Here is a 20,031-nt window from a genome sequence, read left to right as displayed (position 1 = left end):
GGTGCGGGCGGACGCCGCGTCCAGGCAGGGCATGGCCGATAATCCCGCCATGAACATCCCTGAGCTGACTCCGGAACAGGCCCGGGCCCGCCAGCTGGCCGGCGCGGTGGTGATCGACGTGCGCGAGGCGCACGAACGCGCCGGGGGCATGGCCGAAGGCGCGCGCGGTGTGGCCAGGGGCGAGCTGCTGGCCGATCCCGCCGTTTTCCTGCCGCAGCCGGAACAGGAGATCGTCCTGCTGTGCCAGAGCGGCAGGCGTTCGGCCGACGCGGCCGCGGCGCTGCTGGCCGCCGGCTACACCGACGTGGCCTCGGTCGTGGGTGGAACGGTGGCGTGGCGGGCGGCGGGCTTGCCGCTGGTGCGGCCCGAGCTGGATGCGGGCGAGCGCGATTTCCAGGAGCGATATTCGCGGCACCTGCTGTTGCCGCAGGTGGGCGAGGCCGGGCAGCGGCGCCTGCAGCGCTCGCGCGTGCTGCTGGTCGGTGCCGGCGGCCTGGGCGCGCCGGCGGCGTTCTACCTGGCCGCGGCCGGGGTAGGGCGCCTGCGCATCGTCGACGGCGACGTGGTGGAACGCAGCAACCTGCACCGCCAGATCCTCCACACCGAAGCGGCGGTCGGCACGGCCAAGGTCAAATCGGCGCGGGCGCGGCTGCTGGCCCTGAATCCGCACGTCGAGGTGGAGGCGGTCGCGCAGCGGGTGACGTCGGCCAACGTCGATGCGTTGATGGAGGACGTGGACGTGGTGCTCGACGGCTCGGACAACTTCCCGCTGCGCTACCTGCTCAACGACGCCTGCATCAAACACGCGCGGCCGCTGGTGTACGCGGCGATCGAACGCTTCGACGGCCAGGTGAGCGTGTTCGACGCCGGCCGCCGGCGCGGGCAGGCGCCATGCTACCGCTGCCTGTTCCCCGAGCCGCCGCCGCCGGCGTTCGCGCCCAACTGCGCCGAGGCCGGCGTGCTCGGCGTGCTGCCGGGGCTGGCGGGAGTGCTGCAGGCCACCGAGGTGCTCAAGCTGCTGCTGGACATCGGCCAGCCGCTGGCCGGGCGCCTGCTGCGTTTCGATGCGTTGGGCATGCGCTTCCGCGAGACCCGCGTGCATCCGGATCCCGATTGCCCGGTCTGCGCGCCGGGCCGCGCGTTCCCCGGCTATATCGACTACGCCGCGTTCTGCGCCCATCGCGGCTGATCGCGGCCGCCGGGCGCGCGGCGGGATGTCGTGCCGCGCCGAATCGGGGACAATAGCCGGCCCGTTCCCGCCCCCACGCCCATGACCCTGCCTGCCGACGCCTCCGCGGCGACCTCCCGCATCCTCGACGGCCGCCGCATCGCCGAAGAACTGCTCGACGACCTGAAGCTGCGCGTGGACGCGCGCCTGGCGGCCGGGCGCGCGCGGCCGGGGCTGGCGGTGGTGCTGGTCGGCGGCGACCCGGCTTCGGCGGTATACGTGCGCAACAAGCGCCGCGCCGCGGAAAAGGTCGGCATCGAGGCGTTCGATTACGACCTGCCCGAAGGCACCACCGAGGCGCAGCTGCTGGAGCTGATCGACCAGCTCAACGCCGACCCGAAGATCCATGGCATCCTGATCCAGCTGCCGCTGCCGGGCATCCCCGACGCCAACCGGCTGATCCAGCGCATCGACCCGCGCAAGGACGTGGACGGCTTCCACCCGCAGAACGTGGGGCACCTGGCGCTGCGCGAATTCGGCCTGCGCCCGTGCACGCCGCGCGGCATCATCACCCTGCTGTCGCATACCGACCAGCCGGTGCGCGGCCGCAACGCCACCATCGTCGGGGTCAGCAACCATGTTGGCCGGCCGATGGGGCTGGAACTGCTCATCGCCGGCTGTACCGTCACCAGCTGCCACAAGTTCACCCCGCGCGACGAGCTGGAGCGTGCGGTGCGCAATGCCGACATCCTGGTGGTGGCGGTGGGCATCCCGCAGCTGGTGCCGGGCGAGTGGGTCAAGCCGGGCGCGGTGGTGATCGACGTCGGCATCAACCGCCTGGACGACGGCCGCCTGGTCGGCGACGTAGGCTTCGAGGCGGCGTCCCGCCGCGCCAGCTGGATCACCCCGGTGCCGGGCGGCGTCGGCCCGATGACGGTGGCCACGCTGATGCAGAACACCATCGAGGCGGCCGACGCGGCGGGCTGAGCCGTCTCCGGCGATGCCGGCCGCCAGCCGGCAACCGGCGGGCCATGCCGGCGTCCAGCGATGGCTGGTCGGCAACGGCTGCTCCCCGTACCCCTGAACGGCATATGCCGGCGCGACACTGCGTCGCACCGGCCCCCTGCCATCGGCGCCCGAACAAGGGTAAAATGACGCGCTTCCCCACATCTCGGGTATGCCGATGCTGCGCATCCAGGCTGAAGCACTGACCTACGACGACGTCTCGCTCGTCCCCGCCCACTCCACGATCCTGCCCAAGGATGTCGATCTCGGCACGCGGCTCACCCGCGGCCTGCGGCTGAAGCTGCCGATCGTCTCGGCGGCCATGGATACGGTCACCGAAGCGCGCCTGGCCATCGCCATGGCCCAGCTCGGCGGCATCGGCATCATCCACAAGAACCTGTCGCTGGAGCAGCAGGCGGCCGAAGTGGCCAAGGTCAAGAAGTTCGAGTCCGGCGTGATCCGCGACCCGATCACGGTCGGCCCGGAAACCAGCATCCGCGAGGTGCTGGCGCTGACCCGGGCGCACAACATCTCCGGCGTGCCGGTGGTGGGCAGCGACGGCCTGCTGGCCGGCATCGTCACCCACCGCGACATGCGCTTCGAGACCGAGCTGGACGACCCGGTCCGCCACATCATGACCAAGAAGGACCGCCTGGTCACGGTGAAGGAAGGCGCGGCTTCGGACGAAGTGCTGTCGCTGCTGCACAGGAACCGCATCGAGAAGGTGCTGGTGGTCAACGACGCGTTCGAACTGCGCGGCCTGATCACCGTCAAGGACATCCAGAAGAAGACCGACAACCCGAACGCGGCCAAGGACGCGGCCACGCGCCTGCTGGTCGGCGCGGCGGTGGGCGTGGGCGGCGATACCGATCGCCGCGTCGAGGCGCTGGTCGCCGCCGGCGTGGACGTGCTGGTGGTCGATACCGCGCATGGCCATTCGCAGGGCGTGCTGGACCGCGTGAGCTGGGTGAAGAAGCACTTCCCGCACGTGCAGGTCGTCGGCGGCAACATCTGCACCGGCGAAGCCGCGCTGGCGCTGCTGGACTGCGGCGCGGACGCGGTCAAGGTCGGCATCGGCCCGGGCTCGATCTGCACCACGCGCGTGGTCGCCGGCGTCGGCGTGCCGCAGGTCACCGCGATCGACCTGGTGGCCGAGGCGCTGCAGGACCGCATCCCGCTGATCGCCGACGGCGGCATCCGCTATTCCGGCGACATCGGCAAGGCGCTGGCCGCCGGCGCGTCGACGGTGATGATCGGCGGCCTGCTGGCCGGCACCGAGGAATCGCCGGGCGAGACCGAGCTGTTCCAGGGCCGTTCCTACAAGAGCTACCGTGGCATGGGTTCGCTGGCGGCGATGGAGAAGGGCTCCAAGGACCGCTACTTCCAGGACGCGGCCAGCGCCGACAAGCTGGTGCCCGAGGGCATCGAAGGCCGCGTGCCTTACCGTGGACCGGTCGGCGGCATCATCCACCAGCTGGTCGGCGGCCTGCGCGCGACCATGGGCTACGTGGGCTGCGGCACCATCGAGGAGATGCGCAGCAAGCCGAAGTTCGTGAAGATCAGCGGCGCCGGCCAGCGCGAGAGCCACGTCCACGACGTGCAGATCACCAAGGAACCGCCGAACTACCGCGCCTGACGCGGAACGAGCGAAGAGGAACGAGGACCGCTGTCCCGTTCCTCTTTCTCTATACGCCGCCGGCATCCGCATCGCCCCCGTTTTCCGACTCATCGTTCCAGGCCCCATGACCAACATCCACAACGACAAGATCCTCATCCTCGATTTCGGCGCCCAGTACACCCAGCTGATCGCGCGCCGCATCCGCGAGTTCGGCGTGTATTGCGAAATCTGGGCGTGGGACCACGATCCGGCCGAGATCGCCGCGTTCGGCGCCAAGGGCATCATCCTGTCCGGCGGCCCGGAATCGACCACCGAGGCCGGCGCGCCGGCCGCACCGCAGGAGGTGTTCGACAGCGGCCTGCCGCTGCTGGGCATCTGCTACGGCCTGCAGACCATGGCCAAGCAGCTGGGCGGCGGCACCGAGGCGGCCGACCAGCGCGAGTTCGGCCACGCCGAAGTGAAACTGCTGGGCAACGACGGCCTGCTGGGCGGGCTGTCCGACCACAACGGCGAGCCGCGCCTGGACGTGTGGATGAGCCATGGCGACCACGTCACCCACGTGCCGCCGGGCTTCGCCATCACCGCGGTGACCGACCGCATCCCGGTGGCGGCGATGGCCAACGAGGAAAAGCGCTGGTACGGCGTGCAGTTCCACCCGGAAGTGACCCACACCAAGCAGGGTTCGGCGCTGCTCAAGCGTTTCGTCACCGAAATCTGCGGCTGCGCCACGCTGTGGACCGCGGCCAACATCATCGATGACCAGATCGCCCGCGTGCGCGAGCAGGTCGGCAGCGACGAGGTGATCCTGGGCCTGTCCGGCGGCGTCGATTCGTCGGTGGTGGCCGCGCTGCTGCACAAGGCCATCGGCCAGCAGCTGACCTGCGTGTTCGTCGATACCGGCCTGCTGCGCTTCCAGGAAGGCGACCAGGTCATGCAGATGATGGCCGAGAACATGGGCGTGAAGGTGGTGCGCGTGAATGCCGCCGACCGCTATTTCAAGGCGCTGGAAGGCGTTGCCGACCCGGAAGCCAAGCGCAAGATCATCGGCAACCTGTTCGTCGAGATCTTCGACGAGGAATCGGCCAAGCTGAAGAACGCCAAGTGGCTGGCGCAGGGCACGATCTACCCGGACGTGATCGAGTCGGCCGGCAGCAAGACCGGCAAGGCGCATGTCATCAAGAGCCACCACAACGTGGGCGGCCTGCCGGAAGACATGAAGCTCAAGCTGGTCGAGCCGCTGCGCGAGCTGTTCAAGGACGAAGTACGCCGCCTCGGCGTGGAGCTCGGCCTGCCGCGCGCCATGGTCTACCGCCACCCGTTCCCGGGCCCGGGCCTGGGCGTGCGCATCCTCGGCGAAGTGAAGCGCGAGTACGCCGAACTGCTGGCCAGGGCCGACGCCATCTTCATCGAGGAACTGCGCGCGGCCGACCTGTACGACAGGACCTCGCAGGCCTTCGCGGTGTTCCTGCCGGTGAAGTCGGTGGGCGTGGTCGGCGACGCGCGCGCCTACGAATGGGTGATCGCGCTGCGCGCGGTGGAGACCATCGACTTCATGACCGCGCACTGGGCGCACCTGCCGTACGACTTCCTCGGCCGCGTGTCCAACCGCATCATCAACGAACTGCGCGGCGTCTCGCGCGTGGTCTACGACATTTCCGGCAAGCCGCCGGCGACGATCGAGTGGGAGTGAGTCGACGTCCTTCGCGGACTGTCGTCCGCTATCGAAGAACTGCCGTGGCGCTTTGACTGTTGGGTCAATCCGTCGCGGTAGCTGTCGGGGGCTATCCGGCAGCTATTGCCGGCCAGCAGGAAAGGTCGGCGGGAGAGCTGGTGGTAAAAGAGGCCAGACTAGGACACTCTCGTTCACTTCGGGCTTTTACCGCCTTTGACGGTAAAAGCCTTCCCGGAGAAGCCTGTTTTGTGGGGGCTTCCGGACATCAACAGGTCTCCGGGTCGCTGATGGTGTAACCGTCAAGGCCGGAGGAAACCTCGGTGCTGACCGACACCGCACTGCGCAATCTGAAGTTCAAGTCCCGGACATGGGAGGCTTCTGGCCGGGAGGGTACCTGCGCGACGGTATCGTCCAGCGGTACCGTCGCTTTCCGCTACGACTACCGGTTCAACGGCCGCCGCGAACGTTGACCCTCGGGTGCACAGGCTCGGGCGATATGCCTTGGGCGATGGCGCGCGGACTGCTGGTCGATGCGCGCGGGAGCGTTCTCAATCCACGTCCCCAGCTTCGCGCAAGAAGATGGCTTCCATCACGAGAAGCGATGTTTCGGCCCCGACAGCGAGATTAGGCTGTCACAGGTGCAGGATCAGCCCGTGCACGGCCCGCCGCTTCGCTTCATCGGCCGGCCAGCATGAGGTACCAGCTCCTGTCCAGGCCTGATGCGGCCTTCGGACAGTCGACGTCGAATTTCCGCAGGTGCAGGTAGTGCATGAGTGGTGACAGGAGAATGACTGCATGTGCGTCCGCGTCTTCGCCTGTGGGAACGACATGGGTTTCGATCAATGCCTGCGCACGGAGATCGGTGCCGGGCAGCGGACCGGGAACACCCGGATCGAGCGGTTCCGGATCGCCATCGATGCCTCGCGCACGCGCGCAGGGAGTTTTCGATCTGTGGCCACTCCCGCTTCCCTTGAACATCCCGGCCGTGAGTGCGGCTTCGTCCGGACGGCTGCCAATTCCCGGAGCTGGCCGCAAGGCCGCACGGGGTGCGTCGCTGCCCGGGACTTCGCGTGTTGTTGAATGCCAAGACCTGTGAGGCAACGCAATGAATGCATTGGAACACCAAGACAGCCCGCTGACCGTCGACGTGCTTGTCGTCGGCTCAGGAACTGGCATGGCGGCCGCGCTGGCGGCCCATGAGAAGGGACTGTCCGTACTGGTGGTCGAGAAAACGGACCTTGTCGGGGGCTCGACGGCGCGCTCGGGCGGTGCGTTCTGGATTCCCGGCAACGGGGTGCTGAAGCGCGATGGCGCTGTGCTACCTCGCGCACAGGCCGAGACCTACCTGGATTCGGTGGTCGGCGACAGCGCGCCGCGCGAGCGCTACCTTTCCTTTCTCGATCATGGCCCGGCAGCGGTGGAGATGCTGGAGCGCACCACCGCGCTGCGTTTCTTCTGGGACAAGGGCTACGCGGACTATTTCCCCGACGTACCCGGCGGCGACGACGAGGGCAGCACCTGCGAGGCCAGGCCGTTCGATCTGCGGCGGCTGGGCGAGGAGCAGGCACGCCTCCGCCGCGGCGATGTCGAGAGTCCGCTGCCGATGCCCGTCACCGGTTTCGACTACAAATGGGTCAACCTGATGATGAAGACGCCGCTGAAAAGCTGGCCGATCATCCTCAAGCGGCTGGTGCAGGGCGTCGGCGGGCTGCTGCTCGGCAAGCGTTATGTCGCGGGCGGCCAAGCGATCGCGGCGGGCATGTTCGATGGGCTGATCCGGGCCGGCGTGCCTGTCTGGACGGAAACCGAGGTAACCGGCCTGGTCGAGACGAACGGCCGGGTGACAGGCGCCACCGTGCGGCGGCAGGGACGGCGCATCGGCATCCTGGCGCGGCGCGGGGTGATCCTGGCCGCGGGCGGGTTCGATCACAACATGCGGATGCGGGCATGCTACCAGTCTCCGTCGCTGACCGAAGACATGAGCCTGGGGGCGCGGGGCAATGTCGGCGATGGCATCCTTCTGGGGCAGGACGTGGGTGCCGACCTGCGATCCATGCACGAAGCCTGGTGGTTCCCTGCCGTGCGGCCTATCAGGGGCTATCCGCCCATCCTGCTGGCCGAGCGTTTTCTGCCTGGCTCGCTGATCGTCAACGGCCGCGGCCGACGCTTCGTCAACGAGGCACTGGGCTACATGGCCTTTGGCCAGACCGTGCTGCGGCTCGAGCGCGACGGCCATGCCGTTGGCCAGATGTGGCTGGTCTTCGACCAGGAATACCGCAACAGCTATGTGCTTGCCGGCTCCATCTTTCCCCGACAGAAGATCCCGCAGGACTGGTATGACGCGGGTATCGCGGTGAAGGCAGAGACGCCCGAGCAACTCGCCCTGGCGGCCGGATTGCCGGCCTCTGCTTTCGTCGACCAGCTCCAGCGGTACAACAGGATGGCAGTGGCGGGCGTAGACACTGAATTCTCGCGCGGTGGCAATGCCAACGACCGCTACTACGGAGACCCGACGGTCAAGCCGAATCCCAACCTGCGCGCCCTGTCCGGCACGCTGTATGCGGTCAAGCTCGTGCTGTCCGACCTGGGGACCTGCGGCGGCCTGGCCGCCGACGGGCGGGCCCGGGTCCTGCGCCCGGACGGTACGCCGGTCCGTGGTCTGTACGCGATCGGCAACAACGCCGGCAATGCATTCGGGCGCGCCTACCCGGGCGCCGGCGGCACGATCGGCCAGGGCATCACCTTCGGCTACATCGCGGTTGAAGACATGTTCACCGATAGATCCTGGCAGACATGTGCACGTCCGGAAGAGGGCGCGCGCAGTTGAGTGGGGGCGAGTCGGCTTGAGCGGCGGTGCCGACCGGCCCGGCTTTCAGGGCGCCGGCGTCGACGCCCGGCGTGCCAGCACCGCCTCGCGGTGGGCGATGTAGGCGTTGGCGGCGAGGATGATGGCCGCGCCCAGCAGGGTCCAGCGGTCCAGTGTTTCGCCGAACAGCAGCCAGCCCAGCGCCACCACCAGCGGCAGCTGGGTGAAGCTGATCGGGGTCAGTGCCGAGACCTCGCCCAGCCGCAGCGCGCGCGTCCACAGCAGTTGCCCGACCGTGCCCAGGAGGCCGGTGGCGCCCAGCCACGCCCATGCGATACCGGTCGGCCAGGTCCATACGAACAGCGCCGGCACCAGCGACAGCGGTACCCAGAACACATAGGTGTAGAACACCACCGTATCCGGGCCGTCGATGCGGGTGAGCTGCTTGATCTGGATCGACACCAGCGCGCTGAGCATGGCCGCCGACACCGCGATCAGGCTGCCGGCCTGGAAGCCGTGCGAACCGGGCCGCACGATCACCAGCACGCCGATGAAGCCGGCGATCACCGCCGCCCAGCGGCGCACGCGCACGATCTCGCCCAGCCACAGCACCGCGGCGATGGTCACGAACAGCGGCGTCGAATAGGACAGCGAGACCGCCTGCGACAACGGCAGGTGGCCCAGCGCCCAGAAGCCGCACAGCATCGAGGCCAGGCCGATCGCGCTGCGCAGCAGGTAGCGCGGCAGCTGTCGCGTGCGCAGCGGCGCGTGGCCGGGGCGCAGCAGCATCGGCAGCAGGGCCAGCAGGCCGAAGGCGTTGCGGAAGAACGCCACTTCCTGGGTCGGCACGTGGGTGGTCGCCAGGCGGATGGCGATGGCCATCAGGCCGAAGGCCATGGCGCTGCCGAACATCAGCAGCGCCGCGCGCAGCGGGGCAGGGGCGGTGGCGGCCGCGGCGGCGTTCACCAGCGCGCGCCGACCAGCCGCGGTTCGGGCTCGATCGGCACGCCGAAGGTTTCCAGCACCGAGGCGGAGATGCGGCGGGCGAGGGCCAGCAGTTCGGCGCCCGTGGCGCTGCCGTGGTTGACCAGCACCAGCGCATGATCCGGCGACACGCCGGCATCGCCCTCGCGCCGGCCCTTCCAGCCGCAGGCCTGGATCATCCACGCTGCCGACAGTTTGCGGTTGTTGTCGTCGTCTCCGGGGAACACCGGCAGCGCCGGGTGCTGCCGGGACAGCACCTCGGCCTGCTCGCGCGGCAGCATCGGGTTCTTGAAGAAGCTGCCGGCGTTGCCGAGCACGTCCGGGTCGGGCAGCTTGCGGCGGCGGATGGCGATGACCGCGTTGGCCACGTCGGCGGCCACCGGCAGTTCCACGCCCATCGCCTGAAGTTCCTCGCCGATGCCGGCGTAGTCCAGGCGCAGCTCGTGCAGCAGCGGTAGGCGGAACTGCACCGCGGTGATCAGGTAGCGGTCGGCCTCGTGCTTGAACACGCTGTTGCGGTAGCCGAAGCGGCAGGCCGCCTGGTCCAGCTGCACCCATTCGTGCCGCACGGTATCCCAGGCCTCGACCAACTGGATGAACTCGCCGACCTGGGCGCCGTAGGCGCCGATGTTCTGGATCGGCGCGGCGCCGACGGTGCCGGGGATCAGCGCCAGGTTCTCCAGCCCGGACAGGCCTTCGGCCAGCGACCACATCACCAGCTCGTGCCAGACCACGCCGGCGCCGGCGCGGACCACGGCATGGTCGGCGCGGTGCTCGAGGATGGCGACCTCGCGGTTGTCGAAGCACAGCACGGTGCCTTCCGGATCGGCGGCGAGCAGCACGTTGCTGCCGCTGCCCAGCACCAGCAGCGGCGACGGCGCCACCGCCGCCAGCGCCTCGGGCAGGGCGGCCGCGTCGGCCACGCGCAGCAGGCGCGGCGCGCGCGCGGCGACGTGGAAGGTGTTGAGGGAATGCAGCGGGGCGTTTTCGGTCAGCGACCAGGGTGCAGCGGTTGTCATAGCGGGGCGACGGCGCCTCGGGAAGGTGCCTCGCGGCGGCGGCGGATGGCGTCCACGCATTCGCCGATCAGCGCCGGGCCGCGGAAGATCAGGCCGCTGTAGCACTGCACCAGAGTGGCGCCGGCGGACATCTTCGCCACCGCGTCGGCGCCGGACTGGATGCCGCCCACGCCGATCAGCGGGATGCGTTCGGGCAGGCGCGCGCGCAGGCGGCGCAGCACCAGGGTGGACTGGCCCAGCAGCGGCGCGCCGGACAGGCCGCCGGTCTCGGCGGCGCGCGGGTCGTGCTCCACGCCTTCGCGGCCGATGGTGGTATTGGTGGCGATCACGCCGTCCACTTCCAGTTCGCCCAGCACGCGCGCGGCCGCCTCGATGTCGCGGTCGCTCAGGTCGGGCGCGACCTTGACCAGCATCGGCACGCGCCGGCCATGCTGCGCGCCCAGGCGCTCCTGCGCCTCGCGCAGGCCGCCGACCAGCCGCCGCAGCGCCTGTTCTTCCTGCAGCTCGCGCAGGCCGGCGGTGTTGGGCGAGGAGATGTTGACGGTGATGTAGTCGGCCAGCGGGTACACCTTCTCCAGGCAGGCCAGGTAGTCGGACAGCGCGTCCTCGTTGGGCGTGTCCTTGTTCTTGCCGATGTTGATGCCCAGCGGGCCAGTGCGCTGGCGGCTGCGCTCGACGTTGCGCACCAGCGCATCGACGCCGGCGTTGTTGAAGCCCATGCGGTTGATGATGGCCGCGTGCCGAGGCAGCCGGAACAGGCGCGGCTTCGGGTTGCCGGCCTGCGGGCGCGGGGTGACGGTGCCGATCTCGACGAAGCCGAAGCCCAGCGCGAACAGCGCGTCGATGTGCTCGCCGTTCTTGTCCAGGCCGGCCGCCAGCCCGACCGGGTTGGGGAAATCCAGGCCGAACGCGGCGGTCGGCATGGGCGCTGGCCGCGCCGCGAGCAGCGGCGTGGTGCCGGTGCGCCAGGCCAGTTCCAGCGCGGACAGCGCCAGGCCATGGGCGCGCTCGGCGTCGAAAGCGAACAGGAAGGGGCGGGCAAGCGGATACATGCTGTTTCAGTCCAGCGTGCCGACGAAGGCACGGGTTCGGTATTCGAAGGCGACCCGTCCGTCCACCGCGTGGGCGTCGAACAGGGCGCGCAGGGCTTCCAGCATCGGCGCGTGGCGCGGATGGCCGGCCTGCGGCGCATAGGAGGAAGACAGGAGGCGGCCGCGCAGGCCGTCGAAGTCCAGGTGCTGGGTGTTCGGCAGCTGGACCATGCCGCGCAGGCCGTCGCCGAACCAGGCGCGCATCGTCGCATCGTCCTGGTAGCGTTCGGCCACCGCGCCGTAGTCGGTGCCGTAGTCCTGCAGCAGCTGCTCGTAGGCCGACAGGAACGGCGAGACGTCGAGCAGGCGCGAGTTCCAGTACACCAGCGCCATCCCGCCCGGGCGCAGGATGCGCCGCCATTCCGGCCGCACCGCTTCGGTGTCGAACCAGTGGAAGGCCTGGGCGGCGCTGATCAGGCCGACGCTGGCGTCGGCCAGCGTGGTGGCCTCGGCGGTGCCGGCGGCGAAGGCGAGCTGCGGATGATCGTGGGCCAGCCAGCGCTCGGCGGCCTGGCGCATCGCGGCGTTGGGCTCGACCGCGACCACCGGGTGGCCGGCGTCGAGGAACAGGCGGGTGGAGATGCCGGTGCCGGCACCGATGTCGGCCACCGGCGTGGTGGCCGGCACGCCGATGTCGCGATGCAACCAGTCCAGCAGCGCCGGCGGGTAGCCGGGGCGGTAGCGGACATAGTCCGCCACCCGGTTGCTGAAGCGTTCGGTCGGATCGGTGGGCTGCACGCCGGCCTCAGGAATTCAGCGCGGCCAGCCAGGCCAGACCGCCGAAGAACAGGATGAAGGCGAGGATGCCGAGCACCCACAGCGCCACCGACACCCAGCCCAGCACCAGTCCGGTGATGGCCAGGCCGTCGCCGTCGAGCTGGCCGTTGCTGCGGCGGATCTCGCCGCGCGCCATGTGGCCGAAGATGATGCCGCCGATGCTGCCCAGGAACGGCAGCAGGGTCCAGCCGAGGATGCCGGCAACCAGGGCGATCACGGCATAGCTGCTGGTCTGGCGTGGTGCGGGAATGCTCATCGCTGGGACTCCATCGGGAAGGTGGTGGGCCGCAGCAGCGCACGTCGCTGCGCTGCTGCAGGAAAGAAGGCTCCCGCGGGGCGGGAGCCGGTCGCCATCACAGGTCGAACTTGATGCCCTGGGCCAGCGGCAGCGAATCGGAGTAGTTGATGGTGTTGGTCTGGCGGCGCATGTAGACCTTCCACGCGTCCGAACCGGACTCGCGGCCGCCGCCGGTTTCCTTCTCGCCGCCGAACGCGCCGCCGATCTCGGCGCCGGAGGTGCCGATGTTGACGTTGGCGATGCCGCAGTCGCTGCCGGCCGCCGACAGGAACTTCTCGGCCGACTTCAGGTTGGTGGTGAAGATCGACGAGGACAGGCCCTGCGGCACGCCGTTCTGCATGTCGATGGCTTCGTCCAGGGTCGTGTACTTCATCACGTACAGGATCGGGGCGAAGGTCTCGTGCTGCACGATCCCGTCGCTGTTCTTCAGGCCGGTGACGATGGCCGGCAGCACGAAGTTGCCCGGGCGGTCGATGGCGGTGCCGCCGGTCTCGACGGTGCCGCCGGCGGCCTTGGCCTTCTCGATCGAGGCCAGGAACTGCTGCACGGCCTCGGGGCTGTTCAGCGGGCCCATCAGGTTGGCCGGGTCGGTCGGGTCGCCGATCTTGCCTTCGACCTGCTTGTACGCCTTGACCAGGGTGGCCAGCACGTTGTCGTAGATCGATTCGTGCACGATCAGGCGGCGGGTGGTGGTGCAGCGCTGGCCGGCGGTGCCGACGGCGCCGAACACGATGCCCGGCACGGCCAGCTTCAGGTCGGCGGTCTCGTCCAGGATGATGGCGTTGTTGCCGCCCAGCTCCAGCAGGCAGCGGCCCAGGCGACGGGCGACGCGCTCGTTGACGATGCGGCCGATCTGGGTCGAGCCGGTGAAGGAGATCAGCGGCACGCGCTTGTCGTCGACGAGCTTCTCCGATAGCGCGGTGCCTGCGTCGTTGATCAGGAAGAAGATGTCCGGGAAGCCGCCTTCCTTCAGCGCCTCGTTGCAGATCTTCATCGTGGCGATGGCGGTGAGCGGGGTCTTGTTGGACGGCTTCCAGATGCACACGTCGCCGCAGATGGCGGCCAGGAACGCGTTCCAGCTCCACACCGCGACCGGGAAGTTGAAGGCCGAGATGATGCCCACCAGGCCCAGCGGGTGGTACTGCTCGTACATGCGGTGGCCGGGGCGCTCGGAGTGCATGGTATAGCCGTACAGCATGCGGCTCTGGCCCAGCGCGAAGTCGGCGATGTCGATCATCTCCTGCACTTCGCCGTCGCCTTCCGGCTTGGACTTGCCCATTTCCAGCGCGACCAGCGAGCCCAGCGCGTCCTTGTGCCGGCGCAGCGCCTCGCCGCACAGGCGCACGGCCTCGCCACGGCGCGGGGCCGGGGTGGTGCGCCACGCCTTGAAGGCTTCCTGCGCGCGGGCGATCACGGTCTCGTAATCGGCTTCGGTCGTGGCCTGCACCTGCGCGATGACCTCGCCGGTGGTCGGGTTGCGCGGCGAGAGCACGCCCGCGCCGGTGGCGGTGGACCATTGCCCATTGCCCAGATAGGTGCCAGCGTTGGAAGCGTCGAGGCCGAGCGCCTTGAGCATTTCGAAGGACATGAAATCTCCTGATTGCTTTGCGTTGGGGGGCGCAGCCGCTGGCAGCGGTGGGGTGCGGCATGCAGAAACGCGATTTTAGCAGAGCCGCGCCGGCTTCTTGGCGCGGGGTGGGTGCCGGATGCGGGTGCGGCATGCCACAATACGCGCCCTCAGGCCCCGTAGCTCAGCTGGATAGAGCGGTCCCCTCCTAAGGGACAGGTCGCACGTTCGAATCGTGTCGGGGCCGCCATCGTTTTCGTCTGCCGCGCGATGCTTGCGGCGACCGCCGCCGCCTGCGCAGACTGCGCGCATGTCCGCCAGCATTCCCCACCTGCGCCGTTACCTCGGGCCCACCGGGCTGGAGCGCCACGACCATGCGCAATGGGTGCTGCCGGTGCGCGGCGAGCTGCAGTTCGAAGTGGGCGGCGCCGGCGGCCACCTGGACCGGCTGCAGGGCGCCTTCGTCGCGCCCGGCCAGGGCCATGACCTGGAGGTGCTGGGCGAGAACTGCTGCCTGATCGTCGATTGCCCGGTCGGCGCGCTCGACGACGACACGCTGGAGCACCTGTACCGCAGGCCCTGGCTGGCGCTGCCGCTGGACGTGCGCCAGCGCCTGCAGGAACTGCCGGCCGGCGGGCTGCTGGGCGACCCGCTGCCGCGCCTGCTGCGGCATTTCGCCCCGGCCGGCAGTGGCGCGCGGCTGCATGGCGTGTGCATGGCCGTAGGCTCGGCGCCCGGGCTGGACTGGTCGGTGGCGCGCATGGCGGCCATGGCCGGGGTCAGCGGTAGCCGCCTGCATGCGCTGTTCGTGCGCGAGTTCGGGGTGCCGCCGCTGGCCTGGGTAGGCGCCGCGCGCCTGCGCTGGGCCAAGCGGCAGCTGCTGTGCGGCGATGCCAGCATCAGCGACATCGCCCAGCGTGCCGGTTATTCCGAGCAGAGCGCGTTCACCCGCGCGCTGCGCCGGGAGAGCGGGCGCACGCCGCGGCAGTGGCGCGCCCGGCAGTAGTTTCGGTCAAGACGCGCCGCCGGTGCGGTGCCTACACTGCGCGCCTTTCTGCATGGCGGAGTGCGGCGGGCGTGAGTCGTTCGATGAGTGTCGGGATCGCCAACGGCGTGGCCTCCGGGGCGATGTGGGGCGTGGTATTCCTGGCCCCGGCCATGCTGGCTGGATTCGCGCCGCTGCAGCTGGCGGCCGCGCGCTACCTGGTCTACGGCGCCATCGCGCTGGTGCTGCTGGTGCCGCGCTGGCCGGCGCTGCGCCAGCGCATCGGCCGCGCCGAATGGGGCGCGCTGGCCTGGCTCAGCCTGCTGGGCAACCTGCTGTATTACGTGCTGCTGTCCATTTCGGTGCAGTGGAGCGGCGGCGCGGCGGCATCGCTGATCGTCGGCATGGTGCCGGTGCTGGTGGCGGTCACGGCATCGCGCGAGCCGGGCGCGGTGCCGCTGTCGAAACTGGCGCCGGCGCTGGCCCTGTGCGTGGCCGGGGTGGTGCTGATGGGCTGGGCGGCGATGGCGTCCTCGCATGTGCACACCGGCACCGGGCAGCGCCTGGTCGGCCTGCTGTGCGCGGTCGGCGCGCTGGTTTCGTGGACGGTGTATTCGGTGGGCAATGCGCGTTGGCTGGCGCGCTGCCCGGACGTGTCCGGGCATGACTGGTCGCTGCTGACCGGCGTGGCGACCGGCGGCCTGGCGCTGCTGGTGGCGCCGGTCGCGTTCGCCGGCGGCGGACAGGGGCGTCCGGCGGGCGAGTGGGGGCAGTTCTGGCTGGTCGCGGCGGCGGTGGCGGTGCTGGCTTCGATCCTCGGCAACGCCTGCTGGAACCGCGCCAGCCGCGCGCTGCCGCTCACCCTCGGTGGGCAGATGATCGTGTTCGAGACCCTGTTCGGCCTGCTCTATGGTTTCCTCTGGCAGCAGCGCTGGCCGTTGCCGCTGGAGCTGCTGGCCGCCGGCTGCCTGCTGGCTGGCGTGGTGCTGGGCGCGGCCGCGCACCGGCCGGCGTCCGAGGCGCTGGCGCCGCATTGAGCGGGAATGAAGGCGCGCGCTTTGCGCGATTCCGCAACACCGCGCTTTCCAGATGGCGTCGCGTAGGCAGCCGCTCCGCCGGGGCGACAGCCGCCGGCCGTGGACAAGGAAACCGCGTTTTTGCCGAGGCTTGCCGGCTGGATGGGCGATGATCGCCGTTGATGACATTTGCAACCGATAAGCGCGCGTTCGCCGACGATGACTGCAGGTGAGGTTTTGCATCGCAGCACTTGACAGCGCATTCACCGCTGGTGTCCTCTTGGGCGCATGCACACGCCGTCGCCCCTTTCCGCCATCGCCCAGCCGCCTTCAGGCGCGCTGCCGGGCAACCGCGGCCGCGTGTCCATTACCACCACCATTACCGTCACCACTCGCCCGGTGCGGCCCGTCGTCTTCGCGTAATTTCCGAAAACCACGGCCCCGCACCCGGATCAGGATGCGGGGGCTCCCATCCTGATGCGTGTCGGGGCCTCCAGCCGAGGTCCATCCGATGTCGCCAGTTGCCGCTCCACCCCTCGCTCCCGTCGCGGACGCCGCCGTGCGCAGCGTCGTCCACAAGTTCGGCGGCACCTCGGTGGCCGACGCCGACCGCTACCGCCACGTGGCGCAGCTGCTGCTGGCGCGCGAGGAGGACGTGCAGGTCACCGTGGTCTCGGCGATGAAAGGCGTCACCGATGCGCTGATCGACCTGGCCCGGCTGGCGGCCGCCGCCGATGCGGCCTGGGACGAGCGCTGGCACGAGCTGCGCGCCCGCCACCGCGCGGCGGCGGTGGCGCTGCTGGCCGAAAAATCCGGGCCCACCATCGAATGGCTGGACGCGCGCTTCGGCCGCCTGCGCGAGATCCTGGCCGCGCTGGCGGTGATCGGCGAGCTGCCGCGGGAAGTGCTGGACCGCGTGCAGGGCCTGGGCGAAGTGTTTTCCGCGCACCTGCTCGGCCACCACCTGCAGGCGCTGGGCGAGGACGCCGACGTGCTGGACGCACGCGAGGTGCTGGTGGTCAACCACGGCGAACTCGGCGTGGACGTGGACTGGAAGGCCAGCGCCGCCCGGCTGGCGCTGTGGCGGCAGTCGCATCCGGCGCGGCGGCTGGTGGTCACCGGATTCGTCGCCCGCGACCGCAAGGGCAACATCACCACGCTCGGCCGCAACGGCAGCGATTTCTCCGGCGCGATCTTCGCCGCGCTGTTCGCCGCCGACGAACTGCACATCTGGACCGACGTGGACGGCGTGCTTTCGGCCGACCCGCGCGTCGTGCCCGAGGCGGTGCAGCTGGAGGCGCTGAGCTACGACGAAGCCTGCGAGCTGGCCTATTTCGGCGCCAAGGTGGTGCACCCGCAGACCATGTCGCCGGCGATCGAGCGCGGCCTGCCGATCATCATCCGCAACACCTTCCAGCCCGAGCACCCCGGCACCCGCATCACCGCAGTCAGCGCCGGCCGCGGGCCGATCAAGGGCCTCACGCTCAGCCCCGACCTGGCCGTGCTGAACGTGGAGGGCACCGGCCTGATCGGCGTGCCGGGCACCGCCGAGCGCGTGTTCGCCGCGCTGCGCAACGCGCAGGTGTCGGTGGTGATGATCTCGCAGGGCTCGTCCGAACATTCGATCTGCTGCGTGGTGCGCCAGGCCGAGGCGGCGCGCGCGCGCGATGCGCTGGCGCAGGCGTTCGCGCACGAACTGGCCGCCGGCCAGGTGCAGCGCGTGCAGCTGACCGAGGGCGTGAGCGTGCTGGCCGCGGTGGGCGACGGCATGGCCGGGCAGCCGGGCGTGGCCGCGCGCCTGTTCGAGGCGCTGGGGCGGGCGCAGGTCAACATCCTGGCCATCGCGCAGGGCTCGTCCGAGCGCAACATCTCGGTGGCCATCGACGCGCGTGATGCCACCAAGGCGCTGCGCGCCGCGCATGCCGGGTTCTGGCTGTCGCCGCAGACCTTCTCGGTGGGCGTGATCGGCCCGGGCAATGTCGGCGGCGCGCTGCTGGAACAACTGCGCGCCGCCCAGCCGCAGCTGCTGGCGCGGGCGAAGCTGGACCTGCGCCTGCGCGCGGTGCTGTCGCGCAACGGCATGCTGCTGGACGCGCGCGGCGTGCAGGGCGACTGGAAGGCCGCGTTCGCGGCCGCCGCGCAGCCGGCCGACCTGGAGCGCTTCACCGAGCACCTGCTGTCCGCGCGCCTGCCGCACACCCTGATCATCGACTGCAGCGGCAGCCCGGACGTGGCCGACCGCTATGCCGGCTGGCTCGCCGCCGGCATCCACGTGGTCACGCCGAACAAGCAGGCCGGCTCCGGCCCGCTGGCGCGCTACCAGGCCATCGGCGAGGCGGCGCTGGCCACCGGCGCGCGTTTCCGCTACGAGGCCACGGTCGGCGCCGGGCTGCCGGTGATCACCACGCTGCGCGACCTGGTCGACACCGGCGACGAGGTCACCGCGATCGCCGGCATCTTTTCCGGCACGCTGGCCTGGCTGTTCAACAAATACGACGGCACGGTGCCGTTTTCGCAGCTGGTCGCGCAGGCGCGGGCGATGGGCTACACCGAGCCGGACCCGCGCGACGACCTGTCCGGCGTGGACGTGGCGCGCAAGCTGGTGATCCTGGCGCGCGAGGCCGGGCACGAGCTGAGCCTGGAGGACGTGGCGGTGGAGGGATTGGTACCGGAGGCGCTGCAGCAGGCCAGCGTGGACGACTTCATGGCGCGCCTGCACGAGGTCGACGCCGGTTTCGGCCAGCGCCTGGCGCAGGCGCGGGCGCGCGGCAACGTGCTGCGCTACGTCGCGCGCTTCGCGCCGGGGCAGCGGCCCACGGTGGGCCTGGTGGAGCTGCCCGGCGACCACGCCTTCGCCCACCTGCGCCTGACCGACAACGTGGTGCAGTTCACCACCCGCCGCTACTGCGACAATCCGCTGGTGGTGCAGGGGCCGGGCGCCGGCCCGGAAGTGACGGCCGCCGGTGTGTTCGCCGACGTGCTGCGGGTGGCCGCGGGGGAGGGCGCACGACTGTGAGCGGGCAGGCAATGCGGGACGGCGCCGCGAGGCGCGAGGCGCTCGCCTTCGCTCCGGCGTCGGTGGCGAACGTGGCGGTCGGTTTCGACCTGCTCGGCTATGCCGTGGCTGGCGTCGGCGACACGGTGACGGTGCGGCGCATCGACGCGCCCGACGGCGATGGGCCCGGTGTCCGCATCGCGGCGATCCGCGGCACGACGGCGGAACTGCCGAAGGAGGCCGCCGGCAATACCGCCGGCGCGGCGTTGATCGCGCTGCGCCGGTCGCTGGCGCTGCCGTTCGGTTTCGAGATCGAGATCGACAAGGGCATACCGCTCAGTTCCGGCATGGGCGGCTCGGCCGCCTCGTGCGTGGCCGCGCTGGTCGCGGCCAACGCCCTGCTGGAGGCGCCATTGAGCCGGGAGCAGTTGTACCTGCATGCGCTGGACGGCGAGGCGGTGGCCAGCGGCAGCCGCCATGGCGACAACCTCGGGCCGATGTTCCTGGGCGGGCTGGTGCTGTCCACGCTGGAGCGGCTGGTGCCGGTGCCGGTGCCGGCGCACTGGCACAGCCTGCTGGTGCATCCGGACGCGCGGCTGGAAACCCGGCGCGCGCGTGCCGCCCTGCAGGGCAGCTACGCGTTGAAGGAGTTCGTCGCGCAGAGCAGCAACCTGGCGCTGGTGCTGGCCGGCTGCCATGCCGGCGATGCCGGGCTGGTGCGCGCCGGCCTGCGCGACGTGCTGGTCGAGCCGCGCCGCGCGCCGCTGATCGCCGGCTTCGACGCGGCCAAGCAGGCCGCCCTGGACGCCGACGCGATGGGAGCCAGCATTTCCGGCGCCGGTCCCAGCGTGTTCGCCTGGTTCGAGACGCGCGAGGCGGCGGAGGCTGCCGCGCCGAAGGTGCGGGCGGCGTTCGCCGACGCGGGCTTCGACAGCCAGAGCTGGGTCACCCCGCTGGACAGCCCGGGCGCGCACCTGCTTTGAAGCCCTGAAGCCCTCTCCCATCGGGAGAGGGGTTGGGGTGAGGGCAT

At 70.4% G+C, this 20,031-nt stretch carries 16 protein-coding genes and 1 tRNA gene; 11 read left to right on the top strand and 6 right to left on the bottom strand.

The window, feature by feature from the left end:
- Nucleotides 1-49: 49 nt before the first annotated feature.
- The 6 genes from moeB to AC06FP_RS12030 all read left to right on the top strand — a co-directional run bounded on the left by moeB (nt 50) and on the right by AC06FP_RS12030 (nt 8,290).
- Nucleotides 50-1,189 (top strand): molybdopterin-synthase adenylyltransferase MoeB, encoded by a 1,140-nt coding sequence (gene moeB / locus AC06FP_RS12055; RefSeq protein ID WP_478075663.1) that lies wholly within the window; start codon nt 50-52, stop codon nt 1,187-1,189.
- An 81-nt stretch (nt 1,190-1,270) separates the two neighbouring features.
- The gene (folD, locus tag AC06FP_RS12050) at nt 1,271-2,155 is read left to right on the top strand and encodes a bifunctional methylenetetrahydrofolate dehydrogenase/methenyltetrahydrofolate cyclohydrolase FolD (protein WP_456116322.1); all 885 of its coding nucleotides are present in this window, start codon (nt 1,271-1,273) and stop codon (nt 2,153-2,155) included.
- 196 nt (nt 2,156-2,351) lie between these two features.
- The gene (guaB, locus tag AC06FP_RS12045; protein WP_456116321.1) at nt 2,352-3,809 is read left to right on the top strand and encodes an IMP dehydrogenase; all 1,458 of its coding nucleotides are present in this window, start codon (nt 2,352-2,354) and stop codon (nt 3,807-3,809) included.
- A 106-nt stretch (nt 3,810-3,915) separates the two neighbouring features.
- Entirely contained in the window at nt 3,916-5,481 is a 1,566-nt protein-coding gene (gene guaA / locus AC06FP_RS12040) for a glutamine-hydrolyzing GMP synthase (protein ID WP_478075662.1), read from the top strand.
- Nucleotides 5,482-5,783: 302 nt separating this feature from the next.
- Nucleotides 5,784-5,933 carry a hypothetical protein gene (locus AC06FP_RS12035; RefSeq protein ID WP_478075661.1) on the top strand — a complete coding sequence of 50 codons (150 nt, stop codon included), beginning with the start codon at nt 5,784-5,786 and terminating at the stop codon, nt 5,931-5,933.
- 635 nt (nt 5,934-6,568) lie between these two features.
- Nucleotides 6,569-8,290, top strand: a complete 1,722-nt coding sequence (locus tag AC06FP_RS12030; protein WP_478075660.1) for a 3-ketosteroid-delta-1-dehydrogenase — start codon at nt 6,569-6,571, stop codon at nt 8,288-8,290.
- Nucleotides 8,291-8,335: 45 nt separating this feature from the next.
- On the opposite strand, the gene AC06FP_RS12025 is transcribed toward AC06FP_RS12030, so the two are convergent.
- The 6 genes from AC06FP_RS12025 to amaB form a co-directional block, all read right to left on the bottom strand.
- Entirely contained in the window at nt 8,336-9,199 is an 864-nt protein-coding gene (locus tag AC06FP_RS12025) for a DMT family transporter (protein ID WP_478075750.1), read from the bottom strand.
- A 32-nt stretch (nt 9,200-9,231) separates the two neighbouring features.
- A complete protein-coding gene (murB, locus tag AC06FP_RS12020) occupies nt 9,232-10,272 on the bottom strand; it encodes a UDP-N-acetylmuramate dehydrogenase (RefSeq protein WP_478075659.1) in 1,041 nt (346 codons plus the stop codon).
- On the bottom strand, nt 10,269-11,324 hold the full coding sequence (locus AC06FP_RS12015) for a quinone-dependent dihydroorotate dehydrogenase (protein ID WP_478075658.1): 1,056 nt from the start codon (nt 11,322-11,324) through the stop codon (nt 10,269-10,271). The genes murB and AC06FP_RS12015 overlap by 4 nt, the downstream gene beginning before the upstream one ends.
- Nucleotides 11,325-11,330: 6 nt before the next feature.
- On the bottom strand, nt 11,331-12,101 hold the full coding sequence (locus AC06FP_RS12010) for a class I SAM-dependent methyltransferase (protein ID WP_456116314.1): 771 nt from the start codon (nt 12,099-12,101) through the stop codon (nt 11,331-11,333).
- Nucleotides 12,102-12,108: 7 nt separating this feature from the next.
- On the bottom strand, nt 12,109-12,396 hold the full coding sequence (locus AC06FP_RS12005) for a DUF4190 domain-containing protein (RefSeq protein WP_456116313.1): 288 nt from the start codon (nt 12,394-12,396) through the stop codon (nt 12,109-12,111).
- 97 nt (nt 12,397-12,493) lie between these two features.
- A complete protein-coding gene (amaB, locus tag AC06FP_RS12000) occupies nt 12,494-14,026 on the bottom strand; it encodes an L-piperidine-6-carboxylate dehydrogenase (RefSeq protein WP_478075657.1) in 1,533 nt (510 codons plus the stop codon).
- Nucleotides 14,027-14,178: 152 nt separating this feature from the next.
- On the opposite strand from amaB, the gene AC06FP_RS11995 reads away from it, so the two are divergent.
- The 5 genes from AC06FP_RS11995 (at nt 14,179) to AC06FP_RS11975 (ending at nt 19,984) form a co-directional block, all read left to right on the top strand.
- A tRNA-Arg gene (locus AC06FP_RS11995) sits at nt 14,179-14,255 on the top strand.
- A 60-nt stretch (nt 14,256-14,315) separates the two neighbouring features.
- Nucleotides 14,316-15,011 (top strand): helix-turn-helix transcriptional regulator, encoded by a 696-nt coding sequence (locus AC06FP_RS11990; RefSeq protein WP_478075656.1) that lies wholly within the window; start codon nt 14,316-14,318, stop codon nt 15,009-15,011.
- An 83-nt stretch (nt 15,012-15,094) separates the two neighbouring features.
- Entirely contained in the window at nt 15,095-16,027 is a 933-nt protein-coding gene (locus AC06FP_RS11985) for a DMT family transporter (protein WP_478075655.1), read from the top strand.
- A 490-nt stretch (nt 16,028-16,517) separates the two neighbouring features.
- On the top strand, nt 16,518-19,022 hold the full coding sequence (gene thrA, locus AC06FP_RS11980) for a bifunctional aspartate kinase/homoserine dehydrogenase I (RefSeq protein WP_478075654.1): 2,505 nt from the start codon (nt 16,518-16,520) through the stop codon (nt 19,020-19,022).
- A gap of 11 nt (nt 19,023-19,033) precedes the next feature.
- Nucleotides 19,034-19,984 carry a homoserine kinase gene (locus AC06FP_RS11975; RefSeq protein WP_478075653.1) on the top strand — a complete coding sequence of 317 codons (951 nt, stop codon included), beginning with the start codon at nt 19,034-19,036 and terminating at the stop codon, nt 19,982-19,984.
- The last annotated feature ends 47 nt before the right edge of the window (nt 19,985-20,031 follow it).

It is taken from the genome of Stenotrophomonas sp. Steno-Z2, assembly GCF_056393235.1.
The sequence above is the reverse complement of the archived record's forward strand: the minus strand, read 5'-3'. Positions and strand labels throughout refer to the sequence as shown.